11 protein-coding genes are annotated in these 20,123 nt (G+C 34.4%); 7 read left to right on the top strand and 4 right to left on the bottom strand.

Annotated features, from left to right (window positions below):
* The first annotated feature begins 34 nt into the window (after positions 1-34).
* Positions 35-397 (top strand): DUF3127 domain-containing protein, encoded by a 363-nt coding sequence (locus PKK00_11535; protein ID HNW99031.1) that lies wholly within the window; start codon positions 35-37, stop codon positions 395-397.
* Here the strand turns inward: PKK00_11535 and PKK00_11530 are convergent.
* The gene (locus tag PKK00_11530) at positions 394-978 is read right to left on the bottom strand and encodes an HD domain-containing protein (protein HNW99030.1); all 585 of its coding nucleotides are present in this window, start codon (positions 976-978) and stop codon (positions 394-396) included. The two genes, PKK00_11535 and PKK00_11530, sit on opposite strands and share 4 nt — an antisense overlap.
* An 84-nt stretch (positions 979-1,062) precedes the next feature.
* Between PKK00_11530 and PKK00_11525 the strand changes: the two genes are divergently transcribed.
* Positions 1,063-1,635, top strand: a complete 573-nt coding sequence (locus PKK00_11525; protein HNW99029.1) for a hypothetical protein — start codon at positions 1,063-1,065, stop codon at positions 1,633-1,635.
* Positions 1,636-1,639: 4 nt separating this feature from the next.
* A complete protein-coding gene (locus PKK00_11520) occupies positions 1,640-2,962 on the top strand; it encodes a hypothetical protein (protein ID HNW99028.1) in 1,323 nt (440 codons plus the stop codon).
* A gap of 237 nt (positions 2,963-3,199) precedes the next feature.
* Here the strand turns inward: PKK00_11520 and PKK00_11515 are convergent, their stop codons facing one another.
* The 3 genes from PKK00_11515 to PKK00_11505 all read right to left on the bottom strand — a co-directional run bounded on the left by PKK00_11515 (position 3,200) and on the right by PKK00_11505 (position 7,738).
* Entirely contained in the window at positions 3,200-4,663 is a 1,464-nt protein-coding gene (locus tag PKK00_11515; protein ID HNW99027.1) for an amino acid permease, read from the bottom strand.
* Positions 4,664-4,669: 6 nt separating this feature from the next.
* Positions 4,670-6,307 carry a hypothetical protein gene (locus PKK00_11510; GenBank protein HNW99026.1) on the bottom strand — a complete coding sequence of 546 codons (1,638 nt, stop codon included), beginning with the start codon at positions 6,305-6,307 and terminating at the stop codon, positions 4,670-4,672.
* A 72-nt stretch (positions 6,308-6,379) separates the two neighbouring features.
* Positions 6,380-7,738: a T9SS type A sorting domain-containing protein gene (locus PKK00_11505; GenBank protein ID HNW99025.1), complete on the bottom strand. Its 1,359-nt coding sequence runs from the start codon at positions 7,736-7,738 to the stop codon at positions 6,380-6,382.
* A 730-nt stretch (positions 7,739-8,468) separates the two neighbouring features.
* Between PKK00_11505 and PKK00_11500 the strand changes: the two genes are divergently transcribed.
* From PKK00_11500 to PKK00_11485, 4 genes are all read left to right on the top strand, one after another.
* On the top strand, positions 8,469-8,846 hold the full coding sequence (locus PKK00_11500; GenBank protein ID HNW99024.1) for a hypothetical protein: 378 nt from the start codon (positions 8,469-8,471) through the stop codon (positions 8,844-8,846).
* 125 nt (positions 8,847-8,971) lie between these two features.
* Positions 8,972-17,620, top strand: coding sequence for a choice-of-anchor L domain-containing protein (locus PKK00_11495; protein ID HNW99023.1), 8,649 nt, complete (start codon positions 8,972-8,974; stop codon positions 17,618-17,620).
* A 367-nt stretch (positions 17,621-17,987) separates the two neighbouring features.
* Positions 17,988-18,785, top strand: a complete 798-nt coding sequence (locus PKK00_11490) for an IS982 family transposase (protein HNW99022.1) — start codon at positions 17,988-17,990, stop codon at positions 18,783-18,785.
* Between the two features lie 357 nt (positions 18,786-19,142).
* On the top strand, positions 19,143-20,123 hold a 981-nt coding region (locus PKK00_11485), incomplete at its 3' end, for a hypothetical protein (protein HNW99021.1).

The raw sequence follows: 20,123 nt of genomic DNA, 5'->3' as shown, positions 1-20,123 counted from the left end.
TTAAAATATCAGCATAAAATAAATTCAATTTATAATGGAAACAGAAGGAAAACTATTACATATACTACCTATACAGAATATTGATACTCAAAAAGGTAGTTTAAAAAAGCTGGAATTCGTGATTGAAACAAAAACAAAATTTCCAAAAAAAGTATGCTTTACATTATGGAATGATAAAGCAGAAAATTTTTCTTTTAAACCCAATGATGACCTGAAAGTATCTTTCGACTTGGAAAGCCGCGAAAGTAAAGGACGCTGGTTTACTGAAGCTAAAGCATGGAGAGTAGAAAAAATATCAGCAAATGATTCTTCACAAAATAATTCAGGAAGTCAGGATTTTCCTCCAAGCTTTGATTTACCGCCAGAACCAAATGAACTGGATGATCTGCCATTCTAATCTATCTTTTTAATATTTTCTGCAAGTATTAAAATTTCGTCAAAAGAATTTATTTTTACTCCTGATGTAAGCTTGAATAGTTTTTCTGCATGCTTTATAAGTAATTTGCTTTCTTCAAATCTAAGAGATTTAAGTTTTGGGTCACCTGCACTCTTCCTCACTTTATCAAGCGCATCAGCATCTTTTAACAAAGCTGTTACTTTATAATGTGAATGTGTTTCAGGTAATTCAACAGGAAGCGAGTGATTGCAAACAGCATTATGAATAAAAGGAATATCATCATCAATCAATCCATTCTTTTTAAATAATGGTATAAAAACAGGAAGCTTTTCTTTTGCAGCAATTTCGCCATGTTCAATGTGTTTCCCTTTATGTTGGCGTGATAAGTCATGAATAAATGCAGCAAAAAAAGCTAATTTAGTTTCCCTATTGAAACCTAAGTCAGAACCTATATTCAGCACATGAAACATTACACGATATATATGGTTCTCATCATGAAGCTTATCATAAAAATCAAAATATTCAGGCTTTAGAATAAATTCAGAAAAATTAATTTCACAATCAGCAAAAATATTATTCATCAAAGAAATTTTAAATCAAATTTATAAACAATTCCAGAATTATTTCTTTTATATCATATCTTTGTTAAGTAAAATCAGAAAATAATGAAAGGGATTTACTGCCTTGAAGGAAAATGGAACGACGACCTCAGGGAAAAAACATCCGTAAGGCCAATACTCGAGTTACTGCATTCAAATCGCGGCATCGAATTTATATACCACAGTTGTGCAACTGCTGAAGAAATTGAATTTTTATTAACCAAATGGACACTCCGCAAATACAAGCGTTTCCCTATACTTTACCTTGCTTTCCATGGCGAAAAAAATCAGATTTTACTGAATGATAAAAGCTCTTATTCTCTTGATGAATTGGCAAATATTGTTTCGGGTAAATGCAGCAATTCCATTATTATTTTCGGTTCATGCAGCACACTTGCCATCCGGAAAAATTATTTAAAAAAATTCCTCGATAAAACCGGAGCCCTTGCCATATGTGGGTATCAGAGGGATGTAGACTGGCTGCACTCAACTGCATTTGAAATGCTGATACTTTCTGAAATGCAGGAAAATGAATTTTCAAAACGCGGTATCAGCGCCATCGAAAATAAAATAAATTCAATATGCCGGAAATTCCAGGATGAACTGGAATTCCGCATGGTTACTTCAAAAGAAATATAATTTTATGAAAAAAATTTTTTTTATTTCGTTATTGATCTTTACAAATTCAATTTTATTTTCACAGGTAAATGAAGGCGATACCATACAATTCCAGTCGGTAACTTATGTTGACTGGCCTCCGTTATGGGGAACTCCTCAAAGAACTATTGATGCCATTTGTAAAAAAGTTTCGGAGTATTGTTACATCTTCGTTGAAGATTCTGCCACACAACCCACGCAAGCACAACTCGACACATTGGTAAATCATTTCGATAATAAATTTATTCCAGAGCTTACGGCCCTGTATGGTCCTGTCCCCAATGCACTTGATAACGATCCCAAAATATACATTCTTGCATTCAATGAAACTAACTGGTCTGGTTATTTTGACCCCGGTCAGCAAATGCCCGATACTTTTGTATACTCACATTGGGGAATGCACAGCAATGAACATGAACTGATCTATTTTGCAGCATCTGAATTTTCTTATGCATCCGAATTGGTAGCTCACGAATTCGGACATATGCTTCACTGGCAACAAGACCATTCACCCGAACCCATTAATAATCCTGTTAAATATTGGGAAGAAGCATGGATTGATGAAGGTTTTTCAACATTTGCCGCTGAATATCTAACGCAAAATATTTCACAACAAGATATAATGCATGGTGCATATTTTGTAAACCAACCCGATTTACCTTTAATTTATTTTCAGAATTACGACCAGGTTTTAATGTGGACTGTATTCATGTATGAACATTTTGGAGGCGAACAATATATTAAAATGCTAATTAAAGAACAGGCAAACGGAATTAAAGGAATGCGAAAAACATTGGATTCACTGGGCTACAGCGAATCATTTGAAGATGCTTTTGAACAATGGATCATTGCAAATTATATTGATAATCCAACTTTTGAAAATGGAAAATATTCTTATTCTCATTTTAATTTTGGCTCCGCAAAAAATACATTTATTCACAATGCTTATCCTACCGGTATAAAAACACAAAACGTAAATCCTTTTGGAGTTGACTATATTCGTTTCAATGCGCCAACTTCAGGAAAGCTTTCAATTACATTCAATGGCGACAGCGCTTATAAATTCAGGCTCGCTTTTATTTTATTCAATAATACCACTTCGGATGTTAAAGATATTATCACAATGGAACCCGATAATAATAATACTTTGACATTCAATGCTGACAGTTTCGGAACAACATACAACCGGGTTGCAATGGCTGTAATGTGCGTCGACACTACTATGTTAGAGAATTCAAATGCAGGCTACACTTATTCTGCAACACAAACACCTTCATCAATCGACGAAAAAAAAACGATAATTCATTAATTGTTTTTCCTGTTCCATCAGAAAAATTTCTGAATATTTATTTTGAAAATGAAAATAATATTCCGCTGGTTTTTGATTATGAAATTTCAGGGATTGATGGAAAAAATATTTTGACAGGAAGAATTTTGGATAAATCTAAAAGCATTGATATATCTATGCTTGAGCCGTCAATTTATTTTATAAAAATAATAACTCCTGAAAATATTTATTTTAGAAAATTTATAAAAAAATAATTACCTAAGTATCTTTCTGCTTCCTGTTTACAAGCAAATAATAAATAGGGATTCCGGCAAGCACGATCATAAATCCGGGCAAACAATAATCTCTTTTATAAATTAAAAGGTCGATGCAAATTGCAAGTGCAATAACAATATAAATTGCAGGTAATACAGGATATCCAAATGCTTTGTATGGCCTTTCTGCATCGGGTCTCTTTTTTCTTAAAATAAAAACACCTGCAATTGTAAGTATATAAAAAATCAAAACTGCTGAAATTACATAGTCGAGCAAATCGCCATACTTGCCAGACAAACATAATACACTAGCCCAAATACATTGGAATATAAGGGCAACACCGGGTACAGCATATTTATTTAATTTAGAAACACCTTTAAAAAATAATCCGTCATTAGCCATTGCATAATAAACACGCGCACCTGAAAGTATCAACCCATTATTACAGCCAAAAGTTGAAATCATGATAAGCACCGCCATTATTATTGCTGCCGACTCTCCAAAAATTTGTGAAGCCGCTGCAACCCCCACCCTGTCGCTTGTTGCAAATTTTATCCCTCTGCCCACAACATCGGCAGCTTCAGGATTTCCGTTCATCGGCAATAGACTCAGATAAGCAATATTGCATAATAAATAAATTGCAGTTACAATAAGTACTCCCCAGAAAAGGCTGAGCGGAATATTGCGTTTTGGATTTTTTATTTCACCTGCAATAAAAGTTACATTGTTCCATGCATCGCTCGAAAACAAGCTGCCAACCATTGAAACACCAAATGCAGTAAGCAATCCCAAACCACCTAATTTATATATATCAACAATTTTCCCTTCTTCCATTACTGTTTTGGATGCGCTCCACATATCGCTGAAGTTACCTGCCCAGAAACCACTTCCGGTAGCCACAACAAGACCGGCAATGATAATTCCGGCAAGTGCCAGAATTTTCGTAATGGTAAAAGTAATCTGCATTATTTTCCCATTTTTAATTCCGAAATAATTTATAAATGTAAGTATTACTAAACTTAAAATAGCCAGTAGTTGTGCTGCTGATATTTTATAATTATTTATTTCAAGTAAAATATTTTTCTCACTGAAAACAGGTAATAGTACACCGGTAAATTTTGCAAATGCTACTGCAACCGCAGCAATCGTACCTGTTTGAATGATCATGAACAAAGTCCATCCATATAAAAAACCAACCATCGGGTTGTATGATTCTTTCAGGTAAACATATTGCCCGCCTGCTCTCGGCATCATGGCTGCAAGTTCCCCATAACTAAGAGCAGCAATAATTGTTATCACTCCTGTTACAATCCATGTTAACAGCATATACATTGGAGAACCTAATGTCCGTGATATATCAGCGCTTACTATAAAAATCCCTGAACCTATCATCGAACCTACAACCAGCATTGTAGAATCGAAAAAGCCAAGTGATTGCCTGAAGTTTTTTTCTGATTCCTGTTTCATCTTCAATTATTGAAATGCTATTTTATTAAAATAAAAAACCGTGCGTTTCCCTTTGTTTTGCTGAACATTTTTAATTTTCTGATATCCATAAGAAATAAAATAATTACCATACCAGTATTCCATATCACTGTTGTAATCAGAAATAAGTTTATCATTCGTATATGTGCTTTCTATTTGAGTGTACTGCTTGCCCTCCACCACTTCGCTTCCATGAATAATTTTTGAAGCAATATTCCCATTGTTGCTATAAGTAAGTAAAATATCATCACCATCAAACATTACGTTCACTCTTTCCTTTAAGTTAAAAGTTAAAATATTCCATATCTCAAAACTGTTATCCCACAATAATTCTCCATCACTGTTAAAACAAGCAATTATTGCATTGGTATAACGATAGCCGTCAAAAATAGTATATGATGTTGTAATCGGATGCCCGTACATATCAAAGCTGGTATAAGTGATTGTATGGTATTCGGGATAATAAGCCTCAGCAACCATAATATAATCTGAATCTTTTTTAATAATATCATGCATCAGCAATTTATAATTGAATGAAAGTTCTTTTCCTTTCATTTCCATTTTCTTTGCTTTTTTCATAATGTTTAAAGCGCGTTGTTCGCTGATGTACGAATAGAAATTTTTAAACTTTGAAAAATTATAAAATTTGATATCGCTTTGTTGCCCATTATAAATCCTGTTAAAAAATATTCCGGATGCACCTTCTGAAAAGCCTGCAAATGCAGGGTTTGCTTTATTTCCTTTAGTTGCATTATTATAGGTACCTATAAGAATTTTTTCATTTTCATTTAATGAAATAATACGGCATGTATTCAATTTACGTTGATCATCATTGGTAACCAGTTTCAATGAATTTGTTTTTAATCCGTCTGCACTGAATTCATCAATATACATGGCGTTTGTTTTTCGCGGAATATGATTTTTAATTGTAATATCAAATGTTCCGCTCTTATCATCGAATGATAAATCATCTGCATAAGCATGTCCTTTAAAATCATCACGAATAATTTTTGAAGCTCCGTTATTCAAATTATAAGTTAAAATAAATGGGCTATAATGGAAAACAGTATAACCAAAAATCCCCGGAATGAATGTAAGTGAAATACATCCCTGCAAGCATGATTTACCACGACTCGGAAGGGTATAACCTGTAAGCATAACCACATCATCGTGTACTTTGAATGACGTTACTTTTGCCCGTTCATTTATAACAGTATTATACGTTTTAACATTAGCGCTATCAATATCAATTTTTAAAATTTCAATATTGCCATTGGAATATGAACTGTTATTGTTTTCAAAATATAAGTACAGGTATCTTTCAGAATAATCAAAAAACATAAACTGCATATCTTTAGGAACAATCTGCTCCTTAGTCCATAACTCGGAAAAATTGGTATTATATAATGTAAAATACCATTTACCGGGATCCTGACGTTTATTATCGTCATTTCCTAAATAAAAAAGCATTACACCTTTTTCGCCAAATGGAATTATTTTGTATGAATCGGAATTGTATTTTGCAGTGATTTCAACTCTTAAAGGTTTATCTTTCTGAGCATAAATATTAACGAATACGTTTGTGCTACAAAATAACAACAAAAAATAAAAAATATTTTTTTTCATTTCAGCAATTTGAGCAAAAATAAAAAAAAGCAGCTATTTGATAGCTGCTTTTAAAATTTATTAATTCAATATTTATTCAATAGAAATTTTCTTAGATAAATTTCTACCATTATTATTGATATTAAGAATATATATACCTTTAGACAAATCACTAACGTTGATTGTTTCTTTAGTTCCCGAGGCTTTAACATCTTTTATTGTTTCGCCAAGAATATTAATAATTTGTATTTTTTCTGTACCAATTAAATTATTTACATAAAGAATATCAGAAACGGGATTAGGATAAATATTTATATTGTCATTTTCAATTTCATTTATACCAGTATGAATTGAAATATCATTAACATCTCTTGGCTCAATTGCAAGTTTCCCGCTTACATATGAATATGCTCCTTTGATATAATAATTCACCCCGGTAATATCATAAGTAGTCCCAATAACAGGAGAATAAATATATATCAGAGAATCGATATAAGTAGTATCTGTATCATAAACAAGCCAAACACCATTAGTATCAGCTGTTGTCAGACAATTAGCATTTAGTATTGTAACCAATACACTTTCGAATTCTTCATTATTTGAATTGGCTCCTGTAACTACATAAGGTGCAGGTTCAGCATTACCTGAATTTACTTTTGTAAAGCTGGTTATCGTTTTCATTTCAGTAAGATTATTATATTCTGTAACAATTCCTTTAATTATAACAGAATCTCCCCGGGTAACACTTGCTGCATTAGTAGCATCATAAACAAAAAGTCCATTCCATGATCCACTGCCATTTTGAATAAAATATCCTGATTTATATTTAGCTGTTACAATACCTCCAGTATAAACTGTTTGATTATTATATGGAGAATTTGCAGGTATTGCTGTTGTATACTGAATATCATGAATTGAAACTGTATCAATAACTGCTACACCGATAGTAACATCATCAATTTGAATGTCATCCATATCAGCAAATGTTGATGCTATAGAGAAAATAAATTGAGCTGTACTAGAAGTGGTAGTAGCAGTTACGCTTTGTGTTTGTAAAGCCCAGCTAGTTGAGTTCACATTAATCCATGCGTTATACGTTCCATAAGCAGATCCCGAATATAATGCTGTTCTAATACTTCCATGACCTCTTACCCAAAAATTAATAGCATATGTTGTTCCTGAAGTAACAGAAACAGCTTGAGTTGTAAATCTTTTATGAGAAGAAGTACCTTGCCTGTTTACAAGTCTGCAAGCAGAATCTCCGGAATGAACACTAGTAGCGTATGGGATAACGCTGTCGGCTTCAAGATTTGATACTGTAGTTGCTACTGCCCAGTTGGCCGGTACATTACCAGTCCATGTTTCGAAATCGCTGGTAAAAATTTGCGCTTTAGTTGCATTATAAGCAAGCATAAAGAAGCAAATTAGTGAAATTGTAATTAATTTTTTCATCTTTTCATTTTTTAGTTAATAATGAGTATTTTATGATAAAAAATGGATTTTATTTTTGATAAAATCCACCTTGATTTTTAAAAAAAGGAATGCAAAGATGAAAAAAAAATCCAGACTACAAAAAAAATTAACATATACTTATATCTTTATATTACACCAAAAATTAAGAGATCGATTAAAATTAATGAAAACAATAATTTGGGTCATTGTGAAAACAAAAGCATGAAGATTTCAGAAACCCAGCCGGAATATGGTTCTTATACCGACAGAAAAGAGGTTTGCAAAAATATTTTTTGTTTTCTGTACGGTATTACTCGTTCTAAACAGTTTTGCTTTTGCAAACCTGAAAAGAACGAGTATAAATTCAAAACAGATAAAGTTTTTTTAATTGAATAATACCTGCCATAAAAAAACTTAATAAAATTATTAATAAGGTTATTTTTATTCCATATTTGTTTATAATATAGACTAAAAAAACAATCACAGATATAAATATCTCATTTACAATACTTTTATATATATTTTTTTGTTAAAACAAATAATTTTCATATTAAAAATTTCGATTAATAAACATATTATTAATATTAAAAATATTAACAAAATTGCTAACATGCTTTTTTATAAGAATTTAAATTCTTATATTTGCGTGTTTTTTTTAAATAGCTATGGCTGTTATAATCTTTTCATTTAAGAATTTTCATAAACTACAAAACTTATAATCCTTTTACCTATGAGAACAACATCAATTTTATTTGCACTTTTCATGTTTGCAAATTTATGTTTCGGACAAACACAAAATGTATCTTCTAAACAAAAAAATAAAATTGTACTAAAGATTACTACTATTCAGAAAGAAGTTGATGCGCCTTCTGTTGACAGGATATTAATTCAATGTGAAAATATTTATTCTTCAAAAACCAGCTTCTCTACCGGACTTTGCGTAATTATCGCAGAAAGTAAAGTTACATTAGAAGATATAAATAAAAGATTATCAAGAATTGGACAAGTTGCTGAACAGGTATCGATTAAAGAAATATCTGATGAAGAAATTACCAAAGAAGGTATAATTCTTAATGATGGTAAATTTAACACTAACAAAAATCAATAATCTTATTCAAAGTTAATATTTACGTTTTATAGTTTTAATATTATAAAAACGAAGTAACGTATTTAAATAATTTTTCGTATTAAATATTAAAAGTACAATTGTAATTAAAAAATAAAATTATCAATATGAAAAACCTCTACAAGTATTTATTTGGTATTGCTATTTTTTGCATTATCTCTTTATTTAATGAAGTTAATGCCACCACTGTAACAATAGGTACAGGAACTTCTTATCAAAGACAGCCATTTGGAATGTATTATGGATATGAAAGAAGCTCGGCAATATATACAAGTACGGAAATAGGAGGTACAGGAAGTATCACATCGCTTGGATTTAATGTTGAAGCTTCTCAAACATCATCTGCTTCAGTGGTTATCTATTTAAAAACAACCACATCATCTATACAAACAGCAGGAACCTGGGCAAACATGATATCTGGTGCTACTACTGTATACAGCGGTACGCTTAGTTTTACCAGCACCGGGTGGAAAACTATTACATTAACTACACCGTTCAACTATACTGGAGATAATTTAATGGTTTGTATTGAAACTAATTATGGTGGAACAGGATCAACTTCATATCCCTATTTCAGATATACTTCTTCAACATCGAAACATGAAATTTGGTATCAGAATACAAGTGCGCCCACAGGTAATGGAACAGTAAACTCATACAGACCAAATATTCAAATTACATATGATAATTGCGCCGTTCCTACTACTCAAGCAACGAACATCACCTCCAGTGATATTTGCGCGAGTGAAGCTACCATAAGCTGGACCAGAGGAAATGGCAGTAACTGCGCTGTATTTATGTACCAGGGGTCAACAGGAACTGCGGCTCCTATTAATGGAACTACATATACGGCAAATACTGCTTTTGGAAGCGGAACACAAATTGGAACATCAGGATGGTACTGTATTTACAATGGAGGAGGCACCAGTGTTTCAGTTACAGGATTAACTGCAAGTACTGCATACAGGGTACAAGTTTGTGAATACAATTGTGCAACAACTAATACAAAATACAATACAACAAGTACAACAAATAATCCTAATAATTTTTCGACAACTTCAGTTCCTTGTTATTGTGATGCAAGTGCAACCACTTGTCAGGAATATATTTCGAGAGTCCAATTAGGGACAATTGATAACTCTACAGTATGCACCAGCGGTGGTTATACTGATTATACTGCACAATCTACTAATATGAGTATTGGCAGTAATTATTCTATTGTTGTTACTAATGGCAGTGGCGGAGTAAGCGACCAGTGTGGTATCTGGATTGACTGGAACCAGGATGGTGATTTTGGGGACCCCAATGAAACCGTTACCGTTTTAGGTACTCCGGGAGCCGGACAATATACTGCTACTGTAGCTCCTCCTGCAAGTTCAACATTAGGAACTACAAGAATGAGAGTTAGAATTACTTATACAGGAACACTAGACCCTTGTGGTACCACAAATTATGGTGAAGTAGAAGACTATTCCATAAATGTTCAGGCTGGTTCATGCGTTACGCCCGGAGCTCCTATAAATGTAACAGGCACAGCAACAGGACTTACTACTGCTAACTTATCATGGGCTGCCGGTTCACCAACTGGTAGCGCTACAATTACTTATTACTGGGTAGTTGGTACCAGTCCTACAGTAGATTATAATAGTGTTACTACACATGGATATACTAATGGAACTTCAGCTACTGTTTCAACGCTACTCTGTAATACTACTTATTATTTAAGGGTATATGCCTCATCAAGCTGTAATGGTACCACTTCTGATTATACTACTTCTGCTACTTTTACTACAAATCCATGTCCTGTTATTCCTGCAAATGATCAATGCTCAGGAGCAATTGCTTTAAGTTGTAACTCATCTACACCGGGAACTACAACTGCTGCTACTTCAACTGGTGACCCTACAGCTACCTGCGGAACAACAATTACTGCTCCCGGAGTTTGGTATAAATATACTTCAACAGGAGCAAATGATGTTACTGTAAGTCTTTGCGGTTCTGCCCTGGACACAAAATTAAGTATCTACTCCGGGACTTGTGCATCGCTGTCTTGTATTACAGGAGAAGATGATGATTATACCATATGCGGAGATAATGACCCTTCTATCACTTTTACATCTGTAAATGGAACAACATATTATTTCTTTGTTCACGGAACAGGAACAGCCACAGGTGATTTTACCATAAATGTTACATGTTCACCTATAACATTACCAAACTGCCCAACACTAAACAGCCCATCAAATGGAGCAACAAATATCGGTACAGCTGCATCACTTAACTGGACTGCACCCACAACCGGTGGTGCTGTTGTTTCTTACAATGTATATTTTGGCACAAGTAGTAACCCTCCTTTTGTAGCTAATGTTGGAACTGCTCTTACATATTCACCTACCGGTATGACTGCAGGTACAACTTATTACTGGAAAGTTACTTCAGTAAATGCTGCCGGTGAAAGCAGCAGTTGTACCATCAAAAGATTTACAACAAGTTCTATAACTGATTTAACTGTAAACAATACTTCTTATACTGCTTCTTACATGGTTGAACATTACCTGATTTCCGGTTGTCTCGAAGATTCTTTAGTTAAATTTACAGGAAATTCAAGGCAAATTGGATACTTCCAGGGAGGAAGTTCAACAATAGGTTACCATAGCGGAATAGTTTTATCATCAGGAAATGCTAAAGATGCGGAAGGACCTAATTCATATACAAATAATGGTATAGATTATGGTGGTGATGGGGATGCAACTATTAATGCTATTTCTGGTTACGATTCAGAAGATGCTGCAGTACTTGAATTTTATTTTAAACCATCAAGTAATACTGTTTCTTTTAGATACACTTTTGCCTCAGAAGAATATAATGAATGGGTAGGAAGCACATATAATGATGCTTTTGGCTTCTTCCTTACCGGTGGACCCGAAAATTATAATAGTAAAAACATTGCATTAATTCCGGGAACATCTACACCAGTAACTATTAATAATGTTAATCACGGACATGCAGATTCAGGATGTGGGCCTGGTCCAGGAACTAATCCTTCTTATTTCCGTGATAATGCATGTACTGTTTCAGGTTCATACCCATACAAAATAGAATGTGATGGATTAACCACTGTGCTTACTGCTACAGCTGCGGTAACACCTTGTAAATGGTATCATATAAAATTAGTTGTTGCTGACGTTAGCGATGGAATTTATGATAGCTGGGTATTTCTTGAAGCCAACAGTTTCTCTTCAGGAAGTGGTGTTGCTATGAGTGTTGCCAATCCAACCGGTACTAAACATAGTTACGAAGGATGTACTTCTAGTATCACATTCACCCGTACAGATACTGTTGATACCTCTGCTCCAATTAATGTAAGCTATTCTATGGGAGGTACAACAACATCTGGAACTGATTATACAGCGCCACAGAATCCTGTTACTATACCTATAGGTGTAAATTCCGTTACGATTCCTTTATATACCAATAGTGACGGAGTAACCGAAGGAATTGAATCAATTATTATTACTGTTACTGCGGGTGGATGCCCTTGCAATCCTGATATTATAAAAGACACTATATTCCTTCATGATTTTGTTGGAGTTTCCGCACATATCCAGGAAGCTGACCAATCAATTTGTAATGGAGCTTCTGTTACTTTACATGGTGTAGTTACAGCCGGAAATTACTACCAATACTCATGGTCATCATCAGGAGGAATGGCAACTGTTCATACTCAAAATATTACTGTATCACCGACTTCAACTACTTATTATTATCTGCTTGTAAGAGATTCATGTGAAAATGTAGCAAGGGATACAGTACGAATTACAGTAAATACATTTTCAAGTATACCAACTTCGGCAACTGCCACACCTTCCACTATATGTAATGGAGAAAGTACTACATTAGCTGTTGTTGGTGGTTCTTTAGGTACTGGTGCAACATGGCACTGGTACAGCAGTAGCTGTGGAGGAACAGCAGTAGGAACAGGTTCATCAATTTCCGTTTCACCTACTACCAGTACTACATATTATGTAAGGGCTGAAGGAACATGTAATACTACAAGCTGTGTAAATGTTTTGGTTACTGTAAATCCTCCTGCAACAGTAAATGCAGGTAGCGATATAACAATCTGCGCGAGCGCTACTGCAACTCTTACAGGAAGCATTGGCGGAGGAGCTTCAAGTGCAACATGGAGTGGCGGGACCGGCACATATAATCCGAATAATACTACTCTTAATGCTGTTTATACTCCATCTGCGGCAGAAATAACAGCAGGAACAGTTACTTTGACATTAACCACTAACGATCCTACCGGACCATGCCCGGCTGTATACGATAATGTTAAAATAATAATATACCCTGTACCTACTATTGATGCCGGCGACAACCAAACTATCTGCAAAGGTTCTACGGTAACTCTTGCTGGTACTATAGGTGGTGCTGCAACAAGTGCTACATGGAGCGGTGGAACGGGTAGTTTTAATCCAAATGCCAACACATTAAATGCTGTTTATACTCCTTCTACAGCTGAAGCAAATGCAGGTACAGTTACTCTTACCTTAACTACTAATGACCCATCTGGCCCATGTACTGCATTAAGCGATAATATGACAATTACTATCAATCCTATACCAACCGTTGAAGCCAGTGCTAACCAAACTATTTGTGCAGGATATACAGTTACTCTTGCCGGAAGTGTTGGAGGTGCAGCATCAAGTGGTACCTGGAGCGGTGGCACAGGAAACTTTAATCCAAATGCTTCAACATTAAATGCCATTTATACTCCTTCTACAGCTGAAATCAATGCAGGCACAGTTACACTTACGTTAACTACAAATGACCCATCAGGACCTTGTAGTGCAGTAAGCGATAACATGACTATTACAATAAACCCATTACCTATTGCATATAATGTTACCGGAGGTGGAGAATATTGTTCCGGCGGAATAGGATTACCTATCTGCATAAGCAGTTCTCAAAATGGGATAAGTTATCAATTGCAGTACAATGGAGCAAATACAGGTCTTCCCATTGCAGGAACCGGTTCCGCCTTATGTTTCCCTAATCAGACAGCAGCAGGAACATATACTGTTATTGCAACAAATACAACAACATCATGTCAGAACAATATGACTGGCAATGCAGTTATTGTAATAAATCCGTTACCTGTAGCTAATGCAGGTCTTGATTTTTCAATTCCAAATGGAACAAATACAACTCTTAGTGGTTCCGCAACCAATGGGAGTGTTCCATATACATACTCATGGACTCCAACTGACAGTCTTGTCGATCCTAATATCCAAAATCCGGTTACCACAAATCTTAACTTTACAACTGTATTTACTTTAAATGTCGCAGATATAAAAGGATGCACAAGCAGCGACCAGGTTGTTGTTACAATAACAGGAGGTCCGTTAACGGTAAGCTCTGTTTCAGCCACACCAAATGAAATATGTTTTGGTGATTCTGCTCAAATAGCAGCATTTGCCAGCGGTGGTAGTGGCACGTATACCTATTCATGGTTATCCAACCCTACAGGATTTGTTGACTCCACACAAAGTCCTTTTGTTCACCCTGACACTACTACAACTTATATAGTTACTGCTAATGATGGATGGAATAACGCTTACGATTCTGTTATGGTAATTGTAAATCCATTGCCAATAGCATATATTGTATCAGGAAGTGGTTCGTATTGTGCAGGAGGTACAGGATTAGATGTATGTTTAAGTTTTTCTGATATCGGGATAAGTTATCAACTTCAATTCAATGGGGTAAACATAGGAACTCCGCTTATGGGGAATGATTCATTCCTGTGTTTCGAGAATCAAACTAACGCCGGCGTATATACTGTTATAGCAACTGATACAGCAACCCATTGCGTAAACACAATGACGGGTACCGCAACAATTACTATCAACCCTAATCCTGTTGTTAATGCAGGAACAGATATAACGATACCCTACGGGACAACTACTACTTTGAATGGCTCAGCAACAGGTGGAAGCGGAAACTATTTATACTTCTGGACACCTGCTGATAGCGTTATTAATGCCAATATCACCAATCCATTAACAACAAATTTAAATGCAACAACAACTTTTACCTTAACTGTAATTGATAAAGCTACAGGTTGTATTGGAACAGATGATGTTGTTATTACAGTTGTCGGACATCCAATAAATATAATAGCATTAAATGCATCACCAAATGCAATATGCTATGGCGATTCAACTTTACTAAATGCTATTGCAGATGGAGGTAGCGGGGTGTATACTTATTCTTGGTTGTCAAACCCATCAGGATTTGTTGATTCTACACAGAGCCCGATGGTTCATCCTCTTGATACTACAACTTATATTGTAACTGCTGATGACGGTTATAATACCATTTCTGATTCTATTACAATTATTGTTAATCCATTACCGATTTTATATAATGTAACTGTATCCGATAATGGAGTATATTGCGCTTCGGAACCCGGAGTATTGGTAGGTTTAAATAATTCTGAAATCAATGTTGAATATGAATTATATTTTAATGGAACTTCAACAGGGTTAAACATAGCAGGAACAGGTTCAGTAATCAGTTTCGGGTATCAGACAGCCGGAACATATTTAATTATTGCTACCAATACTATTACTCATTGTACTGATACCATGAATGGATTCGCTAACATTATTGTTAATCCACTTCCTGTAACATATAATTTATCTGGCAGTGGGGAATATTGTTTATCAGGATCAGGAGTTACATTAACACTTAGTGGTTCGCAATTAGGCGTTAATTATACTTTATATTTAAATGGTGCACCTACAAATATTGATACGCTTGGAACAGGATCAGCAATAAATTTCCCGGATCAACCCACTGGTAATTATACTATAATTGCTACAGATACTTTAACCCATTGTGTTGATACCATGAATGGAATTGCTAATGTAGTTGTTAATCCATTACCTACTATATATAATTTATCAGGAAGCGGCTCATATTGCGCATCTGGATCAGGAGTTACATTAACACTTAGTGGTTCGCAATTAGGCGTTAATTATACTTTATATTTAAATGGCTCCCCAACTAACATTGATACATTAGGGACTGGCTCTGCAATTAATTTCAATAATCAACCCGCAGGTGTTTATATGATAGTTGCAACAGATATTTCTCACACAACACTCTGCACAGACACAATGAGTGGTATTGCAACTGTTACTGTTAACCCGCTTCCAATTGCATATGATTTAACAGCAGCAGGAAATGGAGAGTATTGTGCATCATATCCCGGTGTTGCATTACAACTTAGCGGTTCACAGGTAGGTGTAAACTATACATTATACCTGAATGGCAATAATACCAATATTGTCATTTCTGGTACAGGCAGTGCTATTTCTTTCCCGGAACAACCTGCCGGAACTTACACGGTGATTGCAGAATATGTTTCGCCAAACACACATTGTTCAGATACCATGAATGGCGAAGCAACTATTATTGTTAACCCGCTTCCCGAAAAATTTAACTTATTCCCAACAAATGCTCAATATTGCGCATCGGATAGTGGCGTTGAAATTGGACTTGACGGTTCACAGCTAAATGTTCAGTATGTTTTATTTGTTAACGGCATTCCAACTGGCGAAACACTTATGGGAACAGGCGATACAATTAGTTTTGGTATTCAACCTGCCGGTACATATATAGTCATTGCTACAGATACAATTACAACTTGTCAGAATAATATGACCGGAAGCTCCACAATTACTATAAACCCATTACCCAACCCTTATGATATAAATCCATCAGGCACTACTCAATATTGTACAGGAGGTACTGGAATAACAGTATTATTAAGCGATTCCGATCCGGGAGTTGATTATATGTTATATTTAAATGGAGTTTCAACAGGAATACATGTAGCAGGAACAGGTAGTCCAATAAGTTTCGGAAATCAACTCTCAGGAGATTATATTATAATTGCTACAAACATTGCAACCGATTGTAAAGATACAATGAATGGCTTTGCAAATATTACTGTTTTCAGCAATCCGCCAATTGATGCAGGAGATGATACTTCTATTTGTGCTGGTTCATCAGCTGTACTTAATGCAAACATTGGAACTTCATATGAATATTTATGGAATCCTTCAACAGGATTAAGCGCTACAAACATTTCGAATCCAACCTCTACACCATCATCAACTACTACTTACTATTTGACCATAACCGATAGTAATGGTTGTACTGCAAGTGACCAGGTTACAATTACTGTTGTGGATATTCCTGTAGTAACTTCGTTGAGCAGCGACCTGACAACTGATTTTGGCTATATAGGAAATAATATCATCATTACTGCTAATCCCGATGGTTACGATACGTATCAATTCTATGTTGATGGTAATTTAGAACAAAATAGCCCGTCGAATGTTTATGAAACTAGTACATTAACAGGAACACAAACTATTTATGTGATAGCAGAAGAAGGAGGATGCTTATCAGCAACGGATTCATTAATTATTAAAATAAAATCGATACCTAATGCATTTACTCCTGATGGCGATGGCATAAATGATTTATTCGCTAAAGGTTTGGATTTAACCATCATTAACAGGTGGGGACAATCTTTATTTGAAGGTAAGGATGGATGGGACGGAAAATACGAGGGTAAGCTTGTTGCCGCAGGTACTTATTTTTATATAATTAAACTATACGACAAAAATGAAAATATCACCGAACTAAAGGGAAGTGTTAATGTTGCAGGAAAATAACGTTATGTAACAAACCCTTATTTTTAATAAAAAGGGCTGGCATATTAGAAAAATGTCAGCCCTTTTTATGTTATCAATAAATATATTTTTATCTCAATCATTTTATAAGTTATATTCGATTTTAACATTTGAAATTGATTATTATTAACCCGTTGTGCTATTGAAAATGTTTAATAAGTTGTTCATAAAAATAAAAAATAATGTTGTGCAATATACTGTATATCAGTATATTAGATTAATCTTTCAAAATTCATCTATGCACAACCTCAAAACAAATTTCGACAAATTTTTATCAATAACAAAATCGTTTTTTATTGATATTGCTAATGATTGCGGTAATTTCAAATCATACCCAAATCCCCCAAAGATGAGTGATTGCGAAATCATCGCACTTTCTTTAACTGGTGAATCTATTGGAATTGACAGTGAAAATTATTTTTGGAAAAAATTAAAGTCTGACGATAGTACCTGTTTCCCAGCGTTAATAGAACGTAGTCGTTTTAATCGTAGAAGAAAAATTCTCTATCCATTTATTCAGAAACTCAATCAAAGTATCGCAGATAATTTGAACGAGAATGAAAACGCTTACATTGTTGATTCTATTCCTGTCCCTGTGTGTCAGATTGCTCGTGAGAAACGAAGCAAGGTTTGTAAAGAAGTTTTTGAAAACGCACCAGATAAAGGATTTTCGGCTGTAAGCAAATCATATTACTATGGATACAAATTGCATTTGATAACTTCTGTCAGAGGCGTTTTTCAAAGTATGGATATGACAAAAGCCAGCGTTAATGATGTTCATTACTTATCCGAAGTCAAATATTCTGGATTAAATAATTGCGTTTTGTTAGGGGATAAAGGTTATCTGTCAAAGACTCATCAACTTGATCTTTTCACCTATTGCAATATTAACCTGGCAACTCCTAATCGAAAAAACCAGCATGTCAAAGAACATTTTCCTTTTATATTTAAACGATTTCGAAAAAGAATCGAAACGATTTTTTCTCAGCTCTGCGATCAATTCATGTTAAAACGCAATTATGCTAAATCTTTTGCAGGGCTTGCTATTCGTATCCTTTCTAAAGTCGCTTCTGTTACTATGTTAAAATACATTAATGTTCTAAATAATAAACCTATTAATCATTTAAAATTTGCTCTTGCATATTAATAGCACAACGGGTTATCATTAATATTATTGATTTTTCGCTTTTTATTGTATAAAATAATTTATTAACTTTGTATGTTATTCGTTAAACATAATATATATGTTTTCAAAACTTATTTATTATTATTTCTTTTATATTTTTCAATCTGTATTTTTTACAACATCTTTTTTAATTAATAATTTGTATAAGCATACGTATATATACTTAAATAAAAATAGAGGCATTCACGAATTGATTTTAAACCGCAGATTTTTTATTTTTAATACATGATAACTAAAACAAATTAATTATTGTTGGTCAAAAAAATATATCATATATAATTTCAAAGAACTTTATTAAAAATCTAATTCCAAAAATATATGAAAAAGCTTTACAATATTTTTATAGGCCTCCTGCTCTTCTGTATTTTCAATCCTCCAGTTGAAACTTATGCTACTGTAGTAACAATAGGCTCAGGAACAAATTATCAAAGACAACCTTGTGGTTGTTCTTATGGATATGAACGAAGTGCAGCAATTTATACCAGTGCTGAAATTGGTGGAACAGGCACTATTACTGCTTTAGCTTATAATGTTGAATGGTCATCAACCGGGGCTATACCTGTTAAAATTTATCTTAACACAACTACTTCTACCACATTTACCCCTGACACATGGGCAAACATGATTTCAGGAGCCTCATTAGTTTATAATGCATCTGTTACATTTAATACTATTGGCTGGCAAACTATTACATTAACTACTCCCTTTACATATTCGAGTAATAATTTAGTGGTTATGATTGAAACCAATTATGGTAGTGGAGGTTCTACTTTTTTCCCTTATTTCTATTATTCCACTGCAACTACCAAACATGAATATTGGTATCAGGATTATAGCGCTCCCACAGGAAACGGAACAACAAGTAGTAACAGACCAAATATTCGAATCACCTATACTCCGGGATGTGCTGCAATATCATCATTTCCATGGTCAGAAAATTTTGATGCAATGACTTCTGCAGGACCAGATATATATCCCTCTTGTTGGGATAAAGAAAATGGTGGATGGACTTCTGGAACCGCAACAAGCCAGTCATATAACAACCCCCGATCATCTGCTTATTATATTTACGACCCGGATATTGCCACAAATGAATATATTTGGACACCCGGGTTTGATCTTACTGCCGATAATACATACGATTTTAAATTCTGGTTTGTAGGCGATGGATATACAGGCTGGACTGGCGATGTATTTTATAATACCATTCAAAATTCATCAGGCGCTACAGAATTAGGAGCTGATTTTATTACGTCAGCTACTGTTAGTTCTACCACCTATGCGCAGGTTACACGATCG

The organism is Bacteroidales bacterium, from assembly GCA_035353855.1.
Taxonomy (GTDB): domain Bacteria; phylum Bacteroidota; class Bacteroidia; order Bacteroidales; family CG2-30-32-10; genus DAOQAK01.
This window is presented reverse-complemented; position numbering and strand designations above follow the sequence as displayed.